The 22,409-nt window shown below is 44.0% G+C and carries 22 protein-coding genes and 1 riboswitch; of the genes, 8 read left to right on the plus strand and 14 right to left on the minus strand.

What is annotated here, in order from left to right; translation table 11 throughout:
- Nucleotides 1–39 precede the first annotated feature (39 nt).
- Nucleotides 40–1,107 (minus strand): tetraprenyl-beta-curcumene synthase family protein, encoded by a 1,068-nt coding sequence (locus GRQ40_RS14985; protein ID WP_080862145.1) that lies wholly within the window; start codon nt 1,105–1,107, stop codon nt 40–42.
- 25 nt (nt 1,108–1,132) lie between these two features.
- Nucleotides 1,133–1,930, minus strand: a complete 798-nt coding sequence (locus GRQ40_RS14990; protein WP_066150063.1) for an alpha/beta hydrolase — start codon at nt 1,928–1,930, stop codon at nt 1,133–1,135.
- Nucleotides 1,931–2,021: 91 nt separating this feature from the next.
- Between GRQ40_RS14990 and GRQ40_RS14995 the strand changes: the two genes are divergently transcribed.
- Nucleotides 2,022–2,555, plus strand: a complete 534-nt coding sequence (locus GRQ40_RS14995; protein ID WP_044745866.1) for a gamma carbonic anhydrase — start codon at nt 2,022–2,024, stop codon at nt 2,553–2,555.
- Between the two features lie 127 nt (nt 2,556–2,682).
- Nucleotides 2,683–3,534 carry a C39 family peptidase gene (locus tag GRQ40_RS15000; protein WP_066150059.1) on the plus strand — a complete coding sequence of 284 codons (852 nt, stop codon included), beginning with the start codon at nt 2,683–2,685 and terminating at the stop codon, nt 3,532–3,534.
- Here GRQ40_RS15000 and asnB read toward each other — a convergent pair.
- Nucleotides 3,531–5,429 carry an asparagine synthase (glutamine-hydrolyzing) gene (gene asnB / locus GRQ40_RS15005; protein WP_066150056.1) on the minus strand — a complete coding sequence of 633 codons (1,899 nt, stop codon included), beginning with the start codon at nt 5,427–5,429 and terminating at the stop codon, nt 3,531–3,533. The genes GRQ40_RS15000 and asnB overlap by 4 nt on opposite strands.
- A gap of 185 nt (nt 5,430–5,614) precedes the next feature.
- Nucleotides 5,615–6,823, minus strand: coding sequence for a methionine adenosyltransferase (metK, locus tag GRQ40_RS15010; protein WP_044745863.1), 1,209 nt, complete (start codon nt 6,821–6,823; stop codon nt 5,615–5,617).
- Nucleotides 6,824–6,985: 162 nt separating this feature from the next.
- Nucleotides 6,986–7,101, minus strand: a riboswitch (SAM riboswitch).
- 220 nt (nt 7,102–7,321) lie between these two features.
- Here metK and pckA point away from each other — a divergent pair.
- Nucleotides 7,322–8,908 (plus strand): phosphoenolpyruvate carboxykinase (ATP), encoded by a 1,587-nt coding sequence (gene pckA / locus GRQ40_RS15015; protein WP_159720288.1) that lies wholly within the window; start codon nt 7,322–7,324, stop codon nt 8,906–8,908.
- Between the two features lie 210 nt (nt 8,909–9,118).
- Here the strand turns inward: pckA and GRQ40_RS15020 are convergent, their stop codons facing one another.
- The 4 genes from GRQ40_RS15020 to GRQ40_RS15035 form a co-directional block, all read right to left on the minus strand.
- Complete coding sequence (locus tag GRQ40_RS15020) at nt 9,119–11,734, minus strand: DUF2309 domain-containing protein (protein WP_159720915.1); 2,616 nt, start codon at nt 11,732–11,734, stop codon at nt 9,119–9,121.
- Complete coding sequence (locus GRQ40_RS15025) at nt 11,727–13,223, minus strand: NADH dehydrogenase subunit 5 (protein ID WP_066150047.1); 1,497 nt, start codon at nt 13,221–13,223, stop codon at nt 11,727–11,729. Before GRQ40_RS15025 ends, GRQ40_RS15020 begins: the two co-directional genes overlap by 8 nt.
- Nucleotides 13,224–13,729: 506 nt before the next feature.
- On the minus strand, nt 13,730–13,972 hold the full coding sequence (locus GRQ40_RS15030; RefSeq protein ID WP_066150041.1) for a DUF2584 domain-containing protein: 243 nt from the start codon (nt 13,970–13,972) through the stop codon (nt 13,730–13,732).
- Nucleotides 13,973–14,013: 41 nt separating this feature from the next.
- Complete coding sequence (locus GRQ40_RS15035; protein ID WP_066150038.1) at nt 14,014–14,802, minus strand: alpha/beta hydrolase family protein; 789 nt, start codon at nt 14,800–14,802, stop codon at nt 14,014–14,016.
- A gap of 94 nt (nt 14,803–14,896) precedes the next feature.
- Between GRQ40_RS15035 and GRQ40_RS15040 the strand changes: the two genes are divergently transcribed.
- From GRQ40_RS15040 to GRQ40_RS15050, 3 genes are read left to right on the plus strand one after another with little or no spacing between them, the layout of a single operon-like run.
- Nucleotides 14,897–15,901 (plus strand): ABC transporter substrate-binding protein, encoded by a 1,005-nt coding sequence (locus tag GRQ40_RS15040; protein WP_066150035.1) that lies wholly within the window; start codon nt 14,897–14,899, stop codon nt 15,899–15,901.
- Between the two features lie 18 nt (nt 15,902–15,919).
- Nucleotides 15,920–16,693, plus strand: a complete 774-nt coding sequence (locus GRQ40_RS15045) for an ABC transporter ATP-binding protein (protein ID WP_044745856.1) — start codon at nt 15,920–15,922, stop codon at nt 16,691–16,693.
- Nucleotides 16,677–17,486: an ABC transporter permease gene (locus GRQ40_RS15050; protein ID WP_066150032.1), complete on the plus strand. Its 810-nt coding sequence runs from the start codon at nt 16,677–16,679 to the stop codon at nt 17,484–17,486. The genes GRQ40_RS15045 and GRQ40_RS15050 overlap by 17 nt, the downstream gene beginning before the upstream one ends.
- Before the next feature lie 10 nt (nt 17,487–17,496).
- On the opposite strand, the gene ytkD is transcribed toward GRQ40_RS15050, so the two are convergent.
- From ytkD to GRQ40_RS15075, 5 genes are all read right to left on the minus strand, one after another.
- Entirely contained in the window at nt 17,497–17,958 is a 462-nt protein-coding gene (gene ytkD / locus GRQ40_RS15055) for an RNA deprotection pyrophosphohydrolase (RefSeq protein WP_066150029.1), read from the minus strand.
- A gap of 520 nt (nt 17,959–18,478) precedes the next feature.
- Complete coding sequence (locus GRQ40_RS15060) at nt 18,479–18,844, minus strand: Na-translocating system protein MpsC family protein (RefSeq protein WP_044745853.1); 366 nt, start codon at nt 18,842–18,844, stop codon at nt 18,479–18,481.
- Between the two features lie 257 nt (nt 18,845–19,101).
- A complete protein-coding gene (locus GRQ40_RS15065; protein ID WP_044745852.1) occupies nt 19,102–19,422 on the minus strand; it encodes a hypothetical protein in 321 nt (106 codons plus the stop codon).
- Nucleotides 19,423–19,484: 62 nt separating this feature from the next.
- Nucleotides 19,485–19,904: a phage holin family protein gene (locus GRQ40_RS15070; protein WP_159720289.1), complete on the minus strand. Its 420-nt coding sequence runs from the start codon at nt 19,902–19,904 to the stop codon at nt 19,485–19,487.
- A 412-nt stretch (nt 19,905–20,316) separates the two neighbouring features.
- On the minus strand, nt 20,317–20,754 hold the full coding sequence (locus GRQ40_RS15075; RefSeq protein WP_066150023.1) for a Dps family protein: 438 nt from the start codon (nt 20,752–20,754) through the stop codon (nt 20,317–20,319).
- A 567-nt stretch (nt 20,755–21,321) separates the two neighbouring features.
- Here GRQ40_RS15075 and ytzI point away from each other — a divergent pair.
- Complete coding sequence (gene ytzI, locus GRQ40_RS15080; protein WP_080862028.1) at nt 21,322–21,492, plus strand: YtzI protein; 171 nt, start codon at nt 21,322–21,324, stop codon at nt 21,490–21,492.
- 15 nt (nt 21,493–21,507) lie between these two features.
- Here ytzI and GRQ40_RS15085 read toward each other — a convergent pair whose 3' ends face one another.
- Nucleotides 21,508–21,981, minus strand: coding sequence for an S-ribosylhomocysteine lyase (locus GRQ40_RS15085; RefSeq protein WP_027409561.1), 474 nt, complete (start codon nt 21,979–21,981; stop codon nt 21,508–21,510).
- Nucleotides 21,982–22,131: 150 nt separating this feature from the next.
- Here GRQ40_RS15085 and yidD point away from each other — a divergent pair, with 150 nt between their 5' ends.
- Nucleotides 22,132–22,365, plus strand: a complete 234-nt coding sequence (gene yidD / locus GRQ40_RS15090; RefSeq protein WP_044745849.1) for a membrane protein insertion efficiency factor YidD — start codon at nt 22,132–22,134, stop codon at nt 22,363–22,365.
- Nucleotides 22,366–22,409: the final 44 nt, after the last annotated feature.

Genomic DNA, 22,409 nt, shown 5'->3' on the forward strand with positions numbered 1-22,409 from the left:
TCTACCATAAAAAGGGCTGTCCAAGCTATGGACAGCCCTTTACTTTATCCATTTCTGCCATGCTCGATACATGCGTCCATTCCAATAAAAAAAGTGAGAAATAGCTCCGCCGCAACGGATCAAACGCTTGGCCAATCTTTGTACTTCGCGCTGTTCATTCACCTTTCCATCTGATAAATACAGACCTAGTAACCCGCGGTGAATCAAACGATGAAAAGCTCCATGCGGCAGCTCCTCCACATGGCGATCCGCCTCCTCGATAAAATGACAAAGCCGTTCAAATAAAGCCGCGTCATTCGGATAATAAAAGCAAAAATTCAGATCTCCGCCGTTACGGTCCTCTTCTTGATCAATAAAATAATCAAGCAAAATGTGCAGTCCCTGAATATAAGGAAAATAACCGTTACGGACGCGCAAAGCCATCTCATCGTTAAACGAATCGGTAAATGCGTAGGCAACTAGGCAAAAAATTCCAAGAGTCGAACCGGAACAAGCGGAAAATTCATACCACTCCATCGGTGGAAGATGATGTTTATGCTCTTCAAACCACCGTTCAAGGCGCGGTACCCGTTCTTCTTGCTTCACATGCTTATGTACTTGCAAATTGCAATAATAGCCTGCCAGCTCCTGCAAAAATGGAGCAATAATGTGATAATGCTTCACTTGTTTCAGCACATTTTGGCAGGTATGAACAAGCTCCCAAAGGTAGCCGCCATCATTTTGTTCATTGCGATGGCGATAATAATTGAAAGGAATCGCGTCAGTCCGCAGCGCATCTGGCATCGAAGCATGCAATGTTTGAAAATCAAGCGGGTCAAGCGATGTGCTGCGGTCACATAAATTATCAAGATAATCGCTAATGGTTTGGTAAGCTACAATAAAACGGATACAGGGCGCTATATCCTCTTCAGCCAATAACGCTAAAATAGAACCTCCCTCACAATGAAAGGTTTTCGTTTCAATACTGGCCAGCGCTTGCCTTCGCAGCTCCGGATCAGGAATTGCCTCGGCTTTTCGCTTCCAATATGCTAATTCGCGGTGTACGACAGGAAATACATCGCGATAAACTCTCCTCATTAAAGAAACTGGATGCTTCGGAATACTCAACAAGCTCACCCCAACCTCATGCCGTTTACAATGTTTTTTGCAGCTGCAGCTGCGTTTCTAAAAATGCCTTTGCGTATAAAAAGACCGCTTCACGCTCCGGTTCATTAAAAATTTCGTGATATAGTAAATTCCATTCCTTATACACCTTTTCTGATACTGGCAATTTGTCAAACCATTCTTTTACAACTACTTTATCCACAATTTTATCGTTTCCGCCCTGCATGAGCAACAATGGAATATCGGAAATTTTATGAATTTTGCGAGAGGCTATTTGCATCGCTTTCACTAATTCACGATACCAGCGAACAGATACCTTCGTGACATAGAGGGAATCATTTTTATCCATCTCGCGTACTTCTTCATTTCTTGTCGCTGCTTCTACTGATAGTCCTGAGTCAAACAGCATGGAAGGAGCGATATGGTTTAATACCTTCGATAATAGATCCAAGCCTTTAGACGGATAAGTGACTAACCCTAAGCAAGGTGAAGATAAAATCGCGCCTTTGACGGGCAAGCGTTTCTCCTGCAAAGCACGGATGACCACAAGTCCCCCCATGCTATGCCCAAGCAAAAAAATCGGCAACTGAAAAGCTTGGGCGGCCTTAATCCAGTCTGCGACTTCATTGATATACTCATCAAATGATCCAATATGCCCTCTTTTCCTTCTCGTCGTGGTTCCCTGTCCTGGGAGGTCACCCATCACTACGTGAAAGCCATGTAAACGGAACATCTCGATCAGCCATTTATAGCGGCCATGATGCTCAGCCGCACCGTGAACGATAACCACCACCGATTTTGCCTGCTCTGCTTCCCATTTCCACATGCCAAAATCCCCCTTTCGCATTTACGAATATAAAAAAAGTTTGTACACTTATAGTAAATACATACCTTCATCAGAAGAAAGGAAGAAGTCCATGATTTATCCGTATAAAGATAAGCATCCGCAAATTGCAGAATCAGCGTTTATCGCCGATTATGTAACGATTACCGGCGATGTGATCATCGGTGAAGAAACAAGCATCTGGTTTAATACGGTCATCCGAGGCGATGTCGCTCCGACAAAAATCGGCAATCGCGTCAATATTCAAGATAACTCGATTTTGCATCAAAGTCCAAATAATCCGCTCATTATTGAAGATGACGTCACCGTCGGACATCAAGTCATTTTGCATAGCGCGATCATTCGTAAAAATGCGTTAATTGGCATGGGCTCTATTATTTTGGATGGAGCCGAAATTGGTGAAGGGGCATTTATCGGTGCAGGCAGCCTTGTCCCGCAAGGCAAAAAAATTCCGCCGCGAACGTTGGCGTTTGGGCGTCCTGCTAAAGTGATTCGCGAGCTGACAGAAGAGGATGAAAAAGAAATGAGCCGCATCCGCCGCGAATATGTGGAAAAAGGCCAATACTACAAATCGCTGCAGCTTCGCGCGAAAGAATCTTCTGACTGATAGGGATGATTCACTATTTTCAAAAGACCCGATCATCATCTTTTCGCTTCGCTTAAAAATTCTCCTTTTTTTCACTGAGAATATGATATGATAGGGTATGAATTTTGAAAACAAGGGAGAAAACAGCATGTCGTCTAGTCTTATTTTATTGCTTGCGCTCATCGTTCTTTTACTTGGAGCCATTACGATTTATTTGCTAAGAACGGGCTGGAAAATGATTGTTGTCGCCTTTTGCCTGGCCATGCTAGCATTGGTGATGCTTCGTCAGCATGAATTTAAAGCGGCGATTAATCGTTGGAAGCAACTGGATTTCATGAAAGAGGAAGCGAGCTTGCGCCGGGTCGTTTCCACTTTTATTGAAGAGGACATCAAACCTTTCGTTTTGCTCGATGTCCCGCTGATCTCTCAGCTTCCTGAGCTGCCGCGCGGCTGTGAAGTAACTAGTCTCGCCATGCTTCTGCAAGACGCTGGAGTGAAAGTCGACAAGATCACCTTGGCAAAGCAAGTAAAGAAGGACCCGACTCCGTTTCAACGGCGAAATGGCAAAGTATACTTTGGAAATCCGCATGATGGATTTGTCGGCGATATGTATTCTCTAACTACTCCGGGACTGGGGGTATATCACGAACCAATTGAACAGCTCGCCAAGAAATATTTGCCGCATCGAATTGTCAATTTAACCGGCAGCGATTTTAGCGAGCTGCAAAAATATCTTTCTCAAGGCTCGCCCATTTGGATCATTACAAACAGCACATTCAAAAAGCTCCCAGCCTCCGCCTTCCGCGAGTGGGATACTCCAAGCGGCCCTATTCAAATCACATACTACGAGCATTCTGTTGTGATTACTGGATATGATAAGGACTATATTTATTTTAACGACCCGCTGAAAAAGACAAAAAATCAAAAAGCACCCAAAGCCGAGTTTTTAGATGCTTGGGTGCAAATGGGAAGACAAGCAATCACTTATCAATCGGATTAGATTGATAATGGTTGTTTGTCTTTTTTATATAAATAGGAAAAATCATACTTTTTTTCAACATAAACCTGATGCCAAATTAAAAAGGCAAACACAGTCCAAAGCTTTCGGCTATTGTCTGCTTTTCCTGCACAGTGCTCATCAAGAAGACGATACAGCTGATTTTTATGGAATAAATAATCCGTATCGCTTTCTTTAATTAAATTTTTCGCCCAATCATGCATTTCATTTTTCAACCAATGGCGAATCGGAACTGGGAACCCAAGTTTTTTACGGTGTAAAACGTGGTCAGGAACAATACCTTCTGCTGCTTTTCGCAAAATATACTTCGTTGTCTGCTGCGCCGTTTTCCATTCAGGAGCGATTTTGGCTGCTACCGCAAACACCGCTTTATCTAAAAATGGAACACGCAGCTCCAGCGAATGCGCCATTGTCATTTTATCCGCTTTTAATAAAATGTCTCCGCGAAGCCATGTATGGATATCGACATACTGCATCCGATTGACAGGCGGATAATCCGGCGTTTCCTGATAAAGAGAAGCCGTAATATTCGTATACTCCAGTCCACTACGATAACTTTTCAGCAAGCTTTGCTTTTCTGCTTCACTGTACATTTTCGCATTGCCGATATATCGTTCCTCCATCGGTGTTAAACCGCGTTCAATAAAGCTTTTCCCTTTTACTCCATCAGGAAGAATGCGGGCAATCATTCGCAATGCTGACTTCGCCGCCTGAGGCATTCGTTCAAAAACCTCCAGCGATTGCGGCTCACGGTAAATATTGTAGCCGCCAAATAACTCGTCAGCCCCTTCTCCTGAAAGGACAACGGTTACGTGCTTTCTTGCCTCGCGAGCAACGAAATAAAGCGGAACAGCCGCCGGATCAGCAAGCGGATCGTCCATATGCCACATAATTTTTGGAAGTTCATCCATATATTCTTGAGGAGAGATGACATAGCTAATATTTTCGACTCCCAGTTTTTCCGCCGTTTCCTTCGCTACGTCAATCTCGCTGAATCCTTCACGCTCAAAGCCAACAGAAAACGTCTTAATGTTGGGATGAAATTGCTTGGCAATCGAAGCAATAAGCGATGAATCAATTCCTCCTGATAAAAATGATCCGACAGGCACATCGCTGCGCATATGCACCTTCACCGAATCAAATAATACCTCGCGAATTTCTTTTACAAGCTCATCTTCAGATTGAACAACGGGCTGAAAGTTCGCTTTCCAGTAGCGATGGATCGTCAATGGTTCGCCAACTTTCTTTTTGATATAGTGGCCAGGCTCCAGCTTGCGGATTCCGGCAGACATCGTCATCGGTTCAGGGACATATTGAAATGTTAAGTAGTGCTGCAATGCTTCATAGTCAAGTAAATCATTTTCTATCGCATGCAAAATGCTTTTTTTCTCCGATGCAAAAAAGGTGCGGTCTTCCTCTTCCATATAGAAGAATGGCTTGATTCCAAAAGGATCCCGAGCGGCAAAAACCGATTTTTCTTCCTTGTCCCAAATGACAAAGGCAAACATGCCGCGCAGCTTTTCGACCGCTTTTTCTTTTTCATGGCTATATAAAGCAATAATGACTTCTGTATCGGAGTGGGTCGCAAATGGATATCCTTTTTGCAATAATTCATCACGCAGTTCAATATAGTTGTAAATTTCACCGTTAAAAATAATCCAATATTTTTCGTTTTCATACGATAACGGCTGATGACCAGCTTCTAAATCGATAATGCTGAGACGTCTAAAGCCGAAATGAACATGTTCATCAAAAAAATATCCATCATCGTCAGGACCGCGATGAGTAATCATGTCATTCATTTCTTCAAACGTTTTTTTCCATTGTTCATCAAGTGTTTTTGGATGATCATGGACACAACCTATAAAACCGCACATGCCGTTTCACCTACTTCTTTATATTCAACTCGAAAATTATACCACAGATTTGGACATTTGGAACGTTACATTTATTTTAACCATTGATTACAATAAATTAGTCGAACCTTATCAACATTCGTTGCAAATCAAACAGAAAAGAGAAAGAGAGCTACATATTCATGTAACTCTCTTTTGATGCCTTATCACTTCGCCAATGCAAGAGCCTGCTCTTTTAACGCTTCCGCTTTGTCTGTGCGCTCCCATGGAAGATCCACATCCGCGCGGCCAAAGTGACCATAGGCCGCCGTTTGTTTGTAAATCGGACGGCGCAAATCAAGCATTTTAATAATGCCAGCAGGACGAAGATCAAAGTTATTGCGCACCACTTCAATTAAAATGTCTTCAGATACCTTTCCTGTGCCAAATGTATCAATGGCGATGGACACTGGTTTTGCCACGCCGATTGCATAGGCTAGCTGCACTTCGCATTTTTCAGCAAGGCCAGCAGCGACAATATTTTTAGCGACATAACGCGCAGCATAGGCTGCCGAACGGTCAACCTTTGTCGGATCTTTTCCTGAAAACGCGCCACCGCCGTGGCGAGCATAGCCTCCATATGTGTCAACAATGATTTTACGGCCTGTTAATCCAGCGTCTCCCTGTGGACCGCCGATCACAAAACGACCTGTTGGATTGATAAAGTATTTTGTATTTTCGTCGATTAATTCCGCTGGAACAACTGGTTGAATCACATGTTCTTTAATATTGCGCACGATTTGCTCCTGCGTAATTTCTGGATGATGCTGTGTCGAAACAACAATCGTGTCGATGCGTACCGGCTTGCCATTTTCATCGTATTCCACTGTTACTTGCGTTTTGCCATCTGGACGCAAATACGGCAAAATATCTTCTTTGCGCACTTCTGAGAGACGGCGAGCTAATTTGTGCGCCAGCGAAATCGGCAGAGGCATAAGCTCTTTTGTTTCATTGCAAGCAAATCCAAACATCAATCCTTGGTCGCCCGCGCCAATCGCTTCGATTTCTTCGTCAGTCATCTGACCTTCACGCGCCTCTAATGCTTGGTCAACACCCATGGCAATATCAGGTGATTGCTCGTCGATCGATGTCAATACTGCGCATGTATCAGCATCAAAGCCAAATTTCGCACGAGTATAACCAATTTCGCGAACCGTATCGCGAACGATTTTCGGAATATCCACATATGTGGATGTCGTAATTTCTCCGCTCACTAATACAAGACCCGTTGTTACGCTTGTTTCGCATGCTACGCGGGCATTTGGATCTTTTGCTAAAATCGCATCTAAAATCGCGTCGGAAATTTGGTCGCAAATTTTATCAGGATGGCCTTCTGTAACAGATTCAGAAGTGAATAAACGGCGTTTGGCTGACATTCGTTGTTTTCCTCCTCTTATGTTCATGTTTGAGAGACGCCGCCTTTTGCGCCTCTGATCACTGAAAAATTGATACGGCACTCATTCCCCCGCTTATATAAACGAAAAAACCTTTCCTTCGATATCGAGGAAAGGTGATTTGCTTTCATATCGCGCCTTTCACTCTTATCGTTCAAGGGCTATGCCTTGCCACAGGTTAGCACCATTTCACATGTATAATTGTTGTGACGGTTGCTGGGTTTCATTGGGCCTGTCCCTCCACCAACTCGGGATAAGAGTAACCGTTCAATATGTTATCATAGCTTAATCAACAAAAAAAAGTCAACATGATTCGGCAAAATTTTTTCATGTTGCACAGGGTAATTTTCTCCATATGTATTTGCAACAAAATAGACAAAAAATAAACGTGAAAAATTACGTTAAATAGTATGGACTAATTATTTAAATGTGTTATACTAATTTCAGGTTTATAACTTTACAAAAAGGTAGGTTTTGTAGATGAGCATTGTTGATGTTACCAATAAGTTGAATATACTGCTCCAACGGCAAAACATACAGCAAAATTTGTCTGTTTCTCAACTAGTAGAAAAAGTTCTTGAGCGCAAAGAAGGAATGCTGACAGCGACTGGCGCGGTTGCCACTACAACTGGAAAATATACGGGACGTTCACCAAAAGATAAATATATTGTAGCAGAAGCCTCCACAAAAGAAAAAATCGATTGGGGCACAGTTAATCAACCGATTTCCGAAGAAGTCTTTGATCAATTATATCATAAAGTCATCGACTATTTAATGCAAAAAGATGAGATATTCGTATTCAAAGGCTTCGCTGGAGCTGATCCGGCCTATCGCCTGCCTATTCAGGTTATCAATGAATTTGCTTGGCACAATTTATTCGCACATCAGCTTTTTATCCGTCCGACACAGGAAGAGCTGGAAACACACGATGCACAGTTCACAGTCATTTCCGCACCAAACTTCAAAGCGGATCCAGCTGTCGATGGAACAAAATCAGAAACGTTTATTATCATTTCGTTTGAACGCCGCATCGTGCTCATTGGCGGTACTGAATATGCGGGAGAAATTAAAAAATCCATTTTCTCTGTGATGAATTTCCTTCTTCCAGAGCAAAACATTTTACCAATGCACTGCTCGGCAAACGTCGGTCCAGAAGGAGATGTCGCACTATTTTTCGGATTATCAGGAACCGGAAAAACGACGCTTTCTGCCGATCCGAAGCGCCGTTTAATTGGAGACGATGAACATGGCTGGTCCAATAGCGGAGTGTTTAACATTGAGGGCGGCTGCTATGCAAAATGCATCAATCTTTCACGTGAAAAAGAGCCGCAAATCTTTGATGCGATCCGCTTTGGCGCTGTACTGGAAAACGTCGTTCTAGATGAAAACACACGCATTCCTGACTACGACAACGCAACGTTGACCGAAAATACGCGCGCAGCGTATCCGATTCAATCGATCGACAATATTGTTGATCCAAGCGTCGCTGGCCATCCAGCAACTATCGTGTTCTTGACAGCTGACGCATTCGGCGTTTTACCGCCAATCAGCAAGCTTACAAAAGAACAAGCGATGTATCATTTCTTGAGCGGCTATACAAGCAAATTGGCTGGCACAGAACGCGGCATTACGTCACCGCAAGCAACGTTCTCGACTTGCTTTGGAGCTCCGTTCCTACCGCTTCCAGCAACACGTTATGCAGAAATGCTCGGCAAAAAAATCGACGAGCATCAAGTACAAGTGTTTTTAGTGAATACAGGCTGGACCGGTGGGGAATACGGAGTCGGCAGCCGCATGAAACTGCAATATACGCGAGCAATGGTGCAAGCAGCCCTTGAAGGCGAGTTGAACAACGTCGAAACGGTACAAGATCCAATTTTTGGGTTGCAAATTCCGGCGCATGTTCCTGGAGTGCCTGATGAAGTATTGCTTCCAAAAAATACGTGGGCTGATCAAGAAGCATACGAGCAAAAAGCAAAAGATCTTGCCGCAAAATTCCGTGAAAACTTCAAAAAATTTACGAATGTCGATCCAAGCATTGAAAAGCTTGGCGGACCAATTGCTTAATATTTAGGGGGCATCTTCCGTCGTGTAGATCCCCCCTTTTTTTGTACATGTAGCAACCCTAAAACTTGCATAACCTCTCCCACCTCCATTTCGTTAAGAGGGAGAAGACTTCTCGGTCCATGTGTTAAAATTCCTCTTCACCCATTTTGGTCCTGATTATATGGAAAGCCGCTTACCAATAACTTGGACCAAGCGGCTTTTCCATATCTTTTAAAATAGGGAGCGTCCCCACGACACCCATTCCCCGCTATCGGGATCAATCGATGCGAGACGGAGCCAGCCGTTTTTCACTTTTTGAGAAAAAGGCAAGTGCTCGGTGAGCAAACGCTCAATATAGTAACGCGGCGCTTCAATGACAACAAGCAATCGAAGCGGCGAATGAAATAACTCCTGATCCGAAGCGGCTACGGACTGCCAAGGCAGCCCAGTAAGCAAATCGCTGGCGTTGCCTTGCATCACTCCAATCCCGGAAGTGACCGTCTGCGTCGTTTTGCTGCCGCTTCCGTAATAGTGAGGGGCAACGGTCGATGCGTAATATTGCAAATTAATCCATTGTCCTACTGTAGCCGGTCCGCTGATAATGCCCGAGAGAAGCTCACCAGTAGGATCTTGTCGCCAATCGTAGCTGTGTAAAAATACTCTTCCATCGAGATGGCAATGCTTTGTTCGGCTACGGCTGCCAATTACAAACGCGGCATTTCCCGCAAGCCCCCATTCCGGGCGAATTTCACTCCAGTCAACAGCCCGACGCTGTACCTCCGCTACCGCATCATTTGGTCTTTTTCCAATGGACGGCAATTTTGCACAACGCTCCTCATTCGCATTCCGGCTTACTTTAGGAAGCACGCTTTCTACTAAGTGGAACGCCTGCTGTGCTGATTCTGATAACACCGGAATTTCAATCCAGCGCAGTTCATCGATCGTTGTCACATGCTCTGCAGCCACAAATACGGTTTCATCTGGAATGACGATGCCGCGTTGCGCAAGTCCCTCGCGTACTTCTGGCAAATTGCCAAGAGCGGCAAACACTCGGGCATTAAATGCTCCCGCTGCTCCGCCACATGCGCCGCAATCGAGCGAAGAAGCATACGGATTATTCACTGTTGCGCTTTCATGGCCGCATACGATCACCAATGGCGCAAACGATGAAGTCAGTCCTATACTGTGAAGCAGCTGCTGAACGTATTGAATTTTTTCCTCCGTTGAAAATCCGATGGGCAGATCTGATGCTTCTGATTTCTCTTGCCGCTCGAGCACCAGCGCTGTTGACGGCTTTTTCTCCATCGTCTCTTCTATCTTTCGGAACAAATGACCTGCCTTCTTAGGAGCGGCGCTGCGCATAAGAGTATGCAATCCAAGCCAAGATCCGCTCATTTCGGGCAATAATAAACTCGCTAGCAAATTTTGCTTTACTTTCTTAAATATTTGTCCGGCAAACCGGAACATATTGCGACGGCGTCGATAATCCGTCACGCTTTCCGGTACAGCAGCCACTTCGCAAATCTCCTGCTGCGGTTGGACGATGGCCGGACATGATGGATGAGTATGATGGCTATCCAGTTCACGCGTCTTGATCGGAATGCCAAAAAATCCAGCACATCCATACGTTTCAAATGGTCCGGCTTCTTCAAGATGACGGCGAAACACTTCTGAACGAACGTCAATGCAAAAAAGAAACTGGGCAGCAGGTTTCTGCTCATCTGCAGAACAAGAAGATCGAATCGTTGTCTTTAACTGTTCTTCATACGTTTCTTCCCATGCCTCAAGCCAAAGGCGGTATCGCTCCAAGCGCCAAAAGCGGTCGGCAAACGCTAGGCGGGCGCATTGTTCCTCTGCTTTCAGTTGCTGCCATTTAGCTGCTGTCATACCTCCCCAATGTAGCCACGCAACCAATAGCTGACGCCAATCATCAGCAACATCATCGGCCATGCTAGGATCCAATGGCAAATCCGGAGCCATCAATGCCCATTCTAGCGAAAGACGAATGGCCAAATAATCGACGAGTAAGGCGGTATCTTGACCCGTTTGTTTAGAACGCCAGAGCAACATGCCAGCCCATCCCGGCAAAGCCAGAAGGTGGGCTTCAAGATAGTTGACCGCTGTCTCTTCATCTACGTTCAATTCAGACAAGACGCGCTGCAACGCCAGCTCTGGAGCATCCGGCCAGTCAAAAAGCCGTTGCCGTTCATCTTTCGTCAACGTCGGATCATGCCCGACCAGCTGGCGCCAGGCGCCAAACAATCCAAGCTCTCGAAATGGCAGCCCCCACGCCGCCTGTCCTTCATCTAAAAACAATTTGCACCATTTTATCATTTGCTGATCAAGACGTTGCTTTTGCTTGCTATTATGCGCACTTAACGGCTGAATAACCGCGTTCCGCCAAGAAGTAGCTGCCGGCAACTGATTCCATTCAGAGGAAGCCAACCATTCCGCTGGTACCTCATCATTCCAAAGAAAGGCGCGGCATAATCGTTCTGCTTCATGGCGAGGCACTGAAAGATTCTGTGCATCAAGCCAGCGATGCAGCTTTCTCTCCAAAAATGAGAGATCAATTTCGCCTTTTTCAAGCGCTGCACGAAAGGATGCCATCGTCGGATATAGATGGATGCCAGGCATGCGTTGAAATCGTTCGGCCACTTCTGAAAATGGTAAATATTCAAGTTCCATCCACGGATGACGGGCAATGAAAGTAGAGATAGGCCAAAGCGGAGCAATGACTTCGCTTGCCTTCTCGACTATCTTAGCGATTGGGCGCTCTATGCCAGACACCGCTTTTCGTGTTGCCTGCTTGCGGGGACGTTCAAGCGAAATGGCCTGTTTACTCATCACTAGCTCCCTCCTTCACATAAATGCTCAAATAGTGCGGGTGTGGTTCAACAGTTGATAGGCGCGGCTCTCCAAAATGAACAAGCCACATATAGAATCGGACAAACAATAGAGATGAACGATGCCGAACAATCCAGAAAGTAACGATAGCAGCAGAAGCAAACAATACAAATGCCAGCCATTCGAGCGCAGACGGCGGTGCGCTTCCAGATGGTAACGCAGCTTGCACAAACTCCGTCAAGAAATGTCTTACTTCTTCAGAAGCTAATGCTAGCATGACCACCGTCACCAACCCAAGCCAGCGCCCTTCACGAAAATCGGCAAGACGTCCCCAGGCTATCATCATCGATGCTCCAAGAAGCAATGCGCTGAAAAGCCGAGTCGGCTCTGAAGGAGAAGCAATCCAAAACGCCATCCCCACTGCTAATCCTATTAAAGCGCCTCCCCACCAGGATCCGCCTCCTTTCACACGCACAATGCGTTCAGGACGCGGTACAACAGATCCTGATTGCAAGAACAATGTCGCTTTGAACAATCCATGTAAAATCAGATGAACCACAGCTGCCCCGTAAGCGCCTAAAGCACATTGAACGAACATCACTCCCATTTGCGCCATCGTTGAAGCGACTAACTGCCTCTTATAATCGACGTGGACAAAGCTAATACCTGTACCGAGCAAAATAGATAGAAAGGCGATGATAAATAGCGCCTCATGCGCCGCTGGCATGTTAAATAGTGGGGAAAAGCGCGCCAACAGCAGGCCGCCAGCATTAACGAGTCCTGCATGCATCACCGCTGATACAGGAGTCGGAGTCACTGCAGACTCAAGCAACCAGCGATGAAACGGCCATTGTCCCGCCGGAATCAGCGCAGCCAATAGCAATAATCCGTTCATTGCTATTCTTCCCCAAAAGCTTATCTCTGCCAATTGATCCGCTAATAAAGCGGCCGACATGCTCCATTTCCCCGTCACAGTCCATATCCATACAGCCAACACCGCCACTGCCAGCCAACTTGCCAAAAACATGATTCCCATTTGCATCGCAGCCGCGCGTGACGGCGCCCATTCCCTTTTTAACCATGTCAACGCGGCAAGACCAACGAATGGCAGTCCCCAACAAATGGCCATTACGCGCAAATCATTGCTGCTCCATATGACCGATGCCGCTCCAGCAGTCCATGTTAACAGCCAAAAATAATGCCGGTATGCGCGATCGCCATGCAAATAGCGCAGCGAAAACGTTTGAATGATCCAACTGAGTAAAGAAATATAGAAGGCCATAAGCCAACTAATTCCATCGAATCTCCATGCTCCAACTTCCGTCCCTGATCCCGCTCCGATCCATCCGATAAGCGCCGCGGCCGCCGGCAGCAGCAATAAACGGGTATGAATGTATACGTAACGCTCCGGAATACGCGAATATAGACATAGGGCACCGCTGACAAATACGATTCCTACTGAAATAAACCAACTCCATATAAATAACAATCCGTTTCCCCCTCTCCTTCTCCTCCGTGCATGGTGCTTATTAATGACGTTGGAAAGAAAAGAAAAAACCGACTATGCCATTGGACAGAGGCGCCTTTTTCCGCAAAAGGCTGCCCTTCTGTCTATCAATGAATCATAGCCGGTTTATCTTCATTCCATCTATGTGATTTCCAGATCGTAGAAGATCTCCCGTCCCTGCTTTTCCATGATTGGGTTTCCTCCAACAAGCCGAGGTGAACGCCACCCTGCTTTTTGAAGAACTCCCTGCATGGAAGAATATACAAATATTATGATATTTACTATAAAAAAGTTATTATCATTATACAACAATTTTGTCAACTTTGCATCCTTTATTTTTTATATGACTCATGATCGTAATAAATACAACGAAAAGATGCAAGCCAAGCGCTTATCAACAAAAACGATTTTGCTCCGAGGCAAAATCGTTTTTGTTCCATTCGCGATTTCATTGGGAGGCAGAGGGCTCCAGATCCATCTAGAAAATGCTAGTTGGTCGAATGAAGCGAGATGAGTTCATATGTGATAATCGTTCGGTTATTCGCCAGTTCTAGCTTTTTAACTACTGCTTGTCCGCTTGCTTCGCTTTGCAACGTCCGCTTTACTTCAAGGGGGATATCGATTGGATAAAGGCGGTATCCTTCCTTTTCAAGCACAAACAAATTATCTTCAATTCGCTGTTCTTTTCCCTTTGTCACAATCAATGTTTGCAATTCTAATGGCATCCCCATTTATATCTACATCCTTTCCTCTTCGTTCTTTATTTATAGTATCATGACCGTCCCTGCTGTTTCATCCATTCCGCTAAACGATGAACCGTTTCCCGATTGTCCTTTGGTGGAAAATAATGTGTGAAGTCAGGGAAATACCAAGTCGTCACAGGCTTTTCTAGTTCTTTTAGCCGCTTTTCAAGCCGATAAGCATGTTCTATCGAGACGTTGTGATCTTTTTCGCCATGAATAATCAGCACAGGCGCTTTGATGCGATCAATGCTATAAAGCGGTGTTCGCCAACGATAGCGCTCCGGATATTTTGTCGGCGTTCCGCCAATGACCCGCTTCATCATTTTTCGCAAGTCAAGCCGCTCCCAATACGTCAACATCACATCGGAAACTCCTCCCCAAACAACAACTGAACAAATTTGATTTTCTAAGATAGCTGTATGGAGGGCCATAGCTCCTCCGCGAGAAAAACCGAACACGTGAATGCGTCTGCTATCTACCTGCGGGAGGTTTTGTAGCACCCGAAAAGCACTTAACGCATCATAGCGATCTTCTCCAACAAAATCTTCATTTCCTTCCCCACCCTGATTGCCGCGATAAAAAGGAGCCATGACGACAAATCCCTCAGCTGCAAATTGCGTAATTCGGGAAAGACGCACCTTCCCAACATTTTTCATTCCGCCGCGAAGATAAAGGAAGCCATCATAAGTCCCTTTAGCTTTCGGTATCGCTAAAAATCCTTTTACCTGCAATCCTTGCGATAAATAGGTAATTAAGAATACATCGATATGCGGATTAGGTGATGGAAATCGATGTTTCTCTATGATCTGTCCATCCATGTCTTTCTTCCTTTCCATAGGCATTCACACATTTTTTCCGACAGCATACGATAAGGTACATATTTAACATCTATTACTAAGGAGGTTTATAACAATGAAAAAATGGCTGCGCACCGCGCTGATTTCATTTTTCACCATTAGCTTCGTCATCTCGGCAGCCTGCGAAAAGCAGGATCAGCCTTCTGTACAAAAAGTTCGCGTTGCAGAAGTCACCCGTTCCATTTTTTACGCTCCTCAATATGTTGCCATTTCTAAAGGATTTTTTAAGAAGGAAGGGCTTGATGTCGAATTATCAACCGCATGGGGCGGAGACAAAACGATGACATCCCTGCTCTCCGGCGGCTCGGATATTGCCTTAGTCGGTTCCGAAACATCGATCTATGTCTATAGCCAAGCAACGAAAGATCCTGTTATTAATTTTGCCCAATTAACCCAAACAGATGGGACGTTTCTCGTTGCTCGCAAAAAAATCGATCATTTCTCTTGGGATTCACTAAACGGAAGCACCTTTCTCGGTCAAAGAAAAGGCGGCATGCCGCAAATGGTCGGGGAATTTGTCCTCAAAAAACACGGAATTGATCCGAAACAAGACTTAAAGCTCATTCAAAATATTGATTTCGCCAACATTCCTAGTGCATTTGCCAGCGGTACAGGAGACTATGTTCAATTATTTGAGCCAACTGCCAGTATTTTTGAACAGGAAGGAAAAGGATACATTGTCGCTTCCTTTGGAACAGAATCCGGGCATGTTCCATATACTTCCTTCATGGCCAAACGAAGCTTTATCAAAAATAATCAAGCAACGATCCAAAAGTTTACTCGCGCTCTTTATCAAGCGCAGCAATGGGTCGAAACCCATACCGCTGCAGAAATTGCAAAAGCCATCCAACCATACTTTAAAGATACAGATATCTCCATTATCGAAAAAGTCGTCGATCGCTACAAAAAACAAGGCAGTTATGCAACTGACCCCGTTCTTGACGAAGAAGAATGGAACAACCTGCAAGCCATTATGAAAGAAGCAGGGGAATTGCCGCCACACTCAGACTATTCCGCGCTCGTCGACAACTCCTTTGCGAAAAAAACAATCGAAAAATAAGAACGGCAGGTGAACAAGATGAGTTTTTTAGTTGTTCATGACATCAGCCACACGTATTTTACCGAAAAAACAGCTACTACAGCCTTAGAGCATATATCCTTGTCCATCGATCAAGGAGAATTCGTTTCTTTTATTGGTCCTAGCGGCTGCGGAAAAACTACCTTGCTTTCTATCATTGCCTCTCTTATTCAGCCGACAGAAGGAACCGTCACGCTGGAAGGGAAAAAAATGCAGGCCATTCATCCAGCTGTCGGCTATATGCTGCAGCAGGACTATCTATTCCCTTGGAAAACAATCGAAGAAAATCTTTTTCTCGGTTTAAAGATTATGGAGATTGACACCCCAGAAATGCGAGCCAGCGCGCTTTCATTGCTTGAACGCATGGATCTAAAGGGAACGGAAAAGCATTACCCGAATCAATTGTCAGGAGGCATGCGCCAGCGAGCTGCCCTAGCCCGGACGTTGGCAACGGATCCGAAAATTTTGCTGCTTGATGAGCCATTTTCCGCTTTAGATTATCAAACCAAACTCAGATTAGAGGAACTCGTTTGGCAAACCTTGAAAGAATACAGCAAAACCGCCTTGCTTGTCACTCATGATATTGGCGAAGCCATTGCCATGAGCGATCGAATTTTCTTATTCGCAGCTAAACCCGGACGCCTTGTACGAACGTTCCTCGTACCTAGCGAGCTTCGGCAGTTGCCGCCATTTGCCGCCCGGCAGCATCCGTCCTTTTCCGAGCTGTTCCAATTTCTTTGGAAGGAGCTGGATTCACTTGAAACCACTTACTAATCACAAGCCATCCTTGCATGACCAGTATCTTGCATCGCTTCGAAAAGAGAAACGGTGGGTTCGTTTTTATCAGCTCATCATTTTCGTTGGTTTTTTCATGCTTTGGGAGGCTGCTAGCCGCTATCAATGGATTGATCCGCTTTTGTTCAGCTCCCCGTCAAAAATCTGGTCATTGTTGATGGGAAAGATAGAAGATGGATCGCTTTTTTCACACATTGGTGTTACCTTATTTGAAACCGTGCTTGGATTTATTCTTGGTACGCTTCTTGGCACATGCTTAGCCGCATTGCTTTGGTGGTTTCCGCGCTTTTCTAAAATCGCTGATCCGTATTTAGTCATTTTAAACGCCATGCCCAAAGTAGCGCTCGGTCCGATTTTAATCGTCGCATTTGGACCTAATTTTTCTTCGATTATCGCGATGGGAACCGTTATCTCTGTGATCATTACCACCATCGTCGTCTATACCTCGTTTCGCGAAGTGGACGCGAATTATATCAAGGTGCTCAAAACTTTCGGAGCCAGCCGTTTTCAATGCTTTAAAGAAGCCGTTCTGCCCGCTTCATTCCCAGCCATTATCTCCACTTTAAAAGTGAATGTCGGCTTATCTTGGGTTGGAGTGATCGTCGGTGAGTTCCTTGTTTCCAAGCAAGGGCTTGGGTACATGATTATTTATGGATTCCAAGTATTTAATTTCACGCTCGTTCTGCTAAGTCTGCTTATTATTGCTGTTTTAGCCACTTTGATGTACCAAATAGTGGCTTTAATCGAAAAATCGCTGATCAAAAACCGATAGAGACGTTCAATTACAGAGAACGTCTCTTTATTTCTTCAAGTGTATACATAAGCACATCGTCTTTCATAATAAAACTGAAGCGTTCATCTGTTCTTACATGCTGAGGCAGTTCCTTTAACAGAACTGGGCCATCTGTTTCCAAATAGGTGGACTGTGGCTGAAGCGCTTCAATTTCAGCAAAATAAATATTTTTAATCATCTCATTTCCAATTTTGTACTGCCCGATATATTCCAGCTGTTCGATGACTCCCCCGGTCTCTTCTCTCACTTCGCGAATCGCTGCTTGTTCAGGTGTTTCCTTTCCTTCCCTCTTTCCTCCAGGAAACTCTAAACCACGTTCGCGATGATTGGTCAGCAACCACTGCTGGTGGTAACGGCAGACGACCCAAACATGATCTGGCGTTTTGGAAAACGGATGGTCAGCAAATGACAACTGCACTTGATTTCCATAATAGTCCCAAAAAACAAACATCCTTATCAAACTCCATTGTCATGATCTTTATTCCTATTATACTTCTCACTTTACTCGCAGTGCCAGTTAAGCTTAAGCGCTATATAATGTGTCGGCCAGCCAATAAAAGCCGATTGGCATCGCTTCATTCCCCGCTTTTCTGCCGTAGTCGCACACCGTTTGTTTGCCGACTGGAATGTTTCAGCATGCTTTTTTGAATTTACGGGCAAATGCGTTTGTTTCGAGGAGAAAAGCGGAAAAGCTTGTGTGTCATCCTATCATTCTGTGGTTTTTTATTAAAAACAATGGAGCATCAACACCTGTTTACTTGCTTATACCAAGAAGCCACTTGGCATGTCCAGCTTCAAGTGGCATTTATATTATAGAAACCTCAAACATTCGCCGTACTAACTTCTCGCAAAAATAAAGAGAGGCAGCCTGCAGCCGAAAAATCGACTGATTAGGCAGCCTTCTTCATAAGAAATACAAAAAACGATAAAGAAGATAAAGAAAATGAAAGAACTAGGTGAACTGCACTCCATTATTTTTGAAATTCTTCTTCAAAGTTGTCGGCTAGCGAAAACACAATAATCCGTTCTCCTGTACGGGTGCTTATATCTGTATGAACACTCATTACTTGTTTTCCTGTCATCGTTACGATGATCTCTCTTAGCTGCTCGCTGCCTGATTCAATTAAATCTGAGCGAATTCTTTTAACGGCCAACAGCCCTTCTTTTGTCTCTGCCAATTTTTGTTCAGCAGGTGTTAAAAGTCCGCGCATTTGCACAATAATCATATTGCGGATAATATCCGTTTTAACGGATATGGGGCCCCTCCCCAAATACTCTTTCTCCCATTGCGTCAGAGCCCGGCTAATTTGATCTTCCATCTCTCCTTTAGATTTCATTCGTATTTCTCCCCCTTCGAAACAAAAACGGCATGCTCCACTATAAAAAGTGAAACATACCGATCCATCTCGGTTCACATCACATCACTTAATCCATTCGTTCGCTTCTTCCTTTTGTCGTCTCCTTCACAAAAGCGCGAAAGCTGTCCATGTCATTTAGTTATCAAGTCCTTGTCTCAATTTATTTTTTATTATAGCGAATCGATTTGGACTGTCAAGAAAAACAAAGGTATGACATGAAGCGCAGCAGCCCATCCTTATTCTTGAACCCATCCCATTGAGCGAATATGCTGCCTTGCTTCTTCATTTCCTAATTTATAAATAAGCTGATAAATTTTTTTCATCGTATCATCGTATGCATCGTTTTCGCGATCATAATGATACTGTATATATGGAACATGCGCTCTCCAAAACGCCTGCCAATCAGAGGAATAGTTTTGGTCAAAATATTCCCTTAATTGAATAATTTCTTCGTCCGTTGCCTCGATTTGAAAATCCCATGGAGACGCTGTCTTTACTTGAGAGATTTCACCGTGAGCAATCGACACATAATACGTTTTTTTATTTTGCTCTTTCACACCCTTCAACTCCTTTACAATCTGTCCTATTCGTAGTGTGGATGAACAAATAAAAATTATGCTTATTTAGCCCGATCTTTTAATAATTCAATTGCTCTTATCAGAAAGCCCGGAATAGGTAATCCTGTCCTTCCTACATTTTCAACAATTGAAATGACTTCATTCGCCATATAAAAGAAGGTCGTTGCATCACGAATAAAATGATTGTTCTGTCCTAAGGCAAGATCGATTAGATGTGCCACTGCTACTAATACAAAAATCAATAATTTCCGCACAATCCCCCGAAAACCGATCTCGCTTGACAGCTTTCCTTCAAGAGCCCCTGCAACAATACCAGTTATATAGTCAATCACGACGAAGCAAACTAAAATCACCACTAATATGTCCAATCCTCCAAATACAGATGAAACAAATGAACCAATGAGCGAAATTCCGAAAAAAAATGAATGTTTGGCCACGGTTTCCCGCCTTTCATGTTTCATAGGTCAAAAGTGTTGATTCAACAATATCACATCTGTTGATGATCTATGATTTCATGCAAGAAATGCGGAAGAGCTAGACCGAAAAGAAGTCTTTCTTCCTTATTTCCTGAATCAAGGAGACAAAGGGGGGATCTTTTCCGTACTACCCCTTGTTAAAAAGGAACAGGCATAGAACATAATCATCAACACGCCTAATGGAGGGATCATGGACAGGCAGATAGCTTTTCTGATGCCACAATCGATTGATCCAAAATACGAAAATGGCTGAAAAGCCTCGTTATGTGGTAAAGTGATAAAACCATCGATGATCAACACGTAGTTACTCTATTTTATGAAAATAGAAAAAAAGAGTGTAAACAACTGCCCAAACAGCAAAAAAGATCGCTCCCGATATGGAAGCGATCTTTTTTGCTTATTTGCCAAGAAACGATTTTAACATCCACACGTGCTTTTCAAGGCTTTGGTGGATTCCTAAAAGCATATCTCCCGTTGTTTCATCCCCTACCTCATCAGCTAGCTGCATTCCATCTTTTAGCTCTTGAATCATCGTCTCAAAGTCGCTGACAAGCGCGCCAACCATCTCTTCAGCTGTTTCATTGCCTTTTGCTTCTTTAACAGACGCGCTTTCGAGACAATCTTTCATTGTAGCGACAGGCGCTCCTCCTAGCGCAAGCAGCCGCTCTGCTAACTCGTCAATATGGAGGGCTGCTTCATTGTATAATTCTTCGAATTTTGTATGCAATGTAAAAAATTGCTGTCCTTTGACAAACCAATGATAATTATGGAGTTTGATGTATAATACACTCCAATTGGCAATCTGTTTATTGACCATGTCCGTTAGATTTTTCATCTCTATCCTCTCCTTCACCATATTTTTTACAAAATAAACTTACATTTCTAATTATAACCTATTTCATGCCCATCTCGCAAAAAACGGAAAAATTCTTCTCTCTTTTCAATTATAAATACAAGGTGGACGACCCATTATTTTAATCTATTTGCCCGCAAAGCATTCGTTGCTCAAGAAGAATATGCTCAAACTTACTCCCATTGGTTTTGTTCGATCATCCACCTACTTAACTACCATTGCTTCACTCCTTTTACTTGTGCCATATCAATAGAAACGAACATATGTATAAATCCGATCAGAAAGTAAATGGGTCGATTGTTTTTGCGGCATGCTGGTGCATGGGAACACCGTCGCTTTCAACCCTAGGCATCACGCTTCAAAGCAGTTCGTTTTTTGCCTCTTTATCTTATGTCACTGTTTCCATTTAAATGGCTACAATCTTATTCGTTCCCTTTCTCAGCGCTTATGATGAACCGCTCCCATCTATATTCCGTTAAGAGATGGGAGACTTCTCGGTGGAGTATGTTAAAATAAAGAGAGGAATCAAACATAGAAAGTGGGGAGCCAATGTTTACAATCCTTATCATTTCCATCATCATTATTTTAGTCGTTCTTATTCTGGCTGTCGCCACCACATCAAAAGCCTATCAATACAAGCATACCGTCGATCCTATTGATAACAATCCGCATTTACCAGAACACAAGCAGAAAGAAAAAAACGAAGGCGGCCATGTTTAAATGGCCGCCTTACGATTATCCAAATACTTTCTTCAGTTCTTCCTTATCTTGTTCCAGCCAAAAACGCATTAGACGCTTAGCTCCCTCTAAATCATGAAGCTTCGCCTGCCCGCATTGCTGTTCCGTTGCAGCTGGGACTTCTGTCGCATTTACCGCATCCTTCATTGTATCTTCAAGCAGATCGATAATTTCCTCCACAGTAGGAGAACCGCTGACAACTAAATAGTAGCCCGTTTGACATCCCATTGGTGAGATATCAATGATATCAAAATGATCGTATTTTTCCGCATGCTTGCGAATATTGAATGCAAGCAAATGCTCAAGCGTATGAATAGCATCGGGTTTCATCGCTTGCTTATTTGGCTGGCAAAAACGAATGTCAAATTTATTCACAACGCCATCGCTTCCCACTTTATGCACGCCGCAATGTCTCACATACGGCGCTTTCACAGCGCAATGGTCGAGTTCAAAGCTTTCTACTGAAGGCATTGTATCACTCCTATCGTTATTTTCTAAATACTATCATACACATAAATCCGATTTTTTTCATCTACTTTATACGGATTATTCAAAGGTGATGACTTGTGCGATTTATGATACATTGATGATAGTATATTTTATTCACTGGGTGTGATGCAAATGTTGAAACGCTTATTGATCGCTCTCATTCGTTTTTATCAAATGGTGATTTCTCCGTTAAAGCCGCCGACATGCCGTTTTTATCCGACATGCTCCCATTACGGTCTTGAAGCAGTTAAGCGCTTTGGCGCAATCAAAGGAGGCTGGCTGACGATCAAACGCATTGTCAAGTGTCACCCCTTTCATCCTGGAGGCTTTGATCCAGTCCCGGAAAAATGGGAAGATGCCAAATAAGCATGGGCTTGCGGCTTATTATCGTGCATTTTCATGTAATGGCA

Source organism: Anoxybacillus sp. PDR2 (assembly GCF_009834045.1).
Lineage (GTDB): Bacteria > Bacillota > Bacilli > Bacillales > Anoxybacillaceae > Anoxybacteroides > Anoxybacteroides rupiense.

Bases quoted from the DNA above. Each gene is read 5' to 3' on its own strand.
- GRQ40_RS14990 (WP_066150063.1), bottom strand. From the start codon at position 1,930: ATGTGGAAATGGGAAGCAGAGCAGGCAAAATCGGTGGTGGTTATCGTT.
- GRQ40_RS14995 (WP_044745866.1), top strand. From the start codon at position 2,022: ATGATTTATCCGTATAAAGATAAGCATCCGCAAATTGCAGAATCAGCG.
- GRQ40_RS15000 (WP_066150059.1), top strand. From the start codon at position 2,683: ATGTCGTCTAGTCTTATTTTATTGCTTGCGCTCATCGTTCTTTTACTT.
- asnB (WP_066150056.1), bottom strand. From the start codon at position 5,429: ATGTGCGGTTTTATAGGTTGTGTCCATGATCATCCAAAAACACTTGAT.
- metK (WP_044745863.1), bottom strand. From the start codon at position 6,823: ATGTCAGCCAAACGCCGTTTATTCACTTCTGAATCTGTTACAGAAGGC.
- pckA (WP_159720288.1), top strand. From the start codon at position 7,322: ATGAGCATTGTTGATGTTACCAATAAGTTGAATATACTGCTCCAACGG.
- GRQ40_RS15020 (WP_159720915.1), bottom strand. From the start codon at position 11,734: ATGAGTAAACAGGCCATTTCGCTTGAACGTCCCCGCAAGCAGGCAACA.
- GRQ40_RS15030 (WP_066150041.1), bottom strand. From the start codon at position 13,972: ATGGGGATGCCATTAGAATTGCAAACATTGATTGTGACAAAGGGAAAA.
- GRQ40_RS15035 (WP_066150038.1), bottom strand. From the start codon at position 14,802: ATGGATGGACAGATCATAGAGAAACATCGATTTCCATCACCTAATCCG.
- GRQ40_RS15040 (WP_066150035.1), top strand. From the start codon at position 14,897: ATGAAAAAATGGCTGCGCACCGCGCTGATTTCATTTTTCACCATTAGC.
- GRQ40_RS15045 (WP_044745856.1), top strand. From the start codon at position 15,920: ATGAGTTTTTTAGTTGTTCATGACATCAGCCACACGTATTTTACCGAA.
- ytkD (WP_066150029.1), bottom strand. From the start codon at position 17,958: ATGTTTGTTTTTTGGGACTATTATGGAAATCAAGTGCAGTTGTCATTT.
- GRQ40_RS15060 (WP_044745853.1), bottom strand. From the start codon at position 18,844: ATGAAATCTAAAGGAGAGATGGAAGATCAAATTAGCCGGGCTCTGACG.
- GRQ40_RS15070 (WP_159720289.1), bottom strand. From the start codon at position 19,904: ATGAAACATGAAAGGCGGGAAACCGTGGCCAAACATTCATTTTTTTTC.
- GRQ40_RS15075 (WP_066150023.1), bottom strand. From the start codon at position 20,754: ATGAAAAATCTAACGGACATGGTCAATAAACAGATTGCCAATTGGAGT.
- ytzI (WP_080862028.1), top strand. From the start codon at position 21,322: ATGTTTACAATCCTTATCATTTCCATCATCATTATTTTAGTCGTTCTT.
- GRQ40_RS15085 (WP_027409561.1), bottom strand. From the start codon at position 21,981: ATGCCTTCAGTAGAAAGCTTTGAACTCGACCATTGCGCTGTGAAAGCG.
- yidD (WP_044745849.1), top strand. From the start codon at position 22,132: ATGTTGAAACGCTTATTGATCGCTCTCATTCGTTTTTATCAAATGGTG.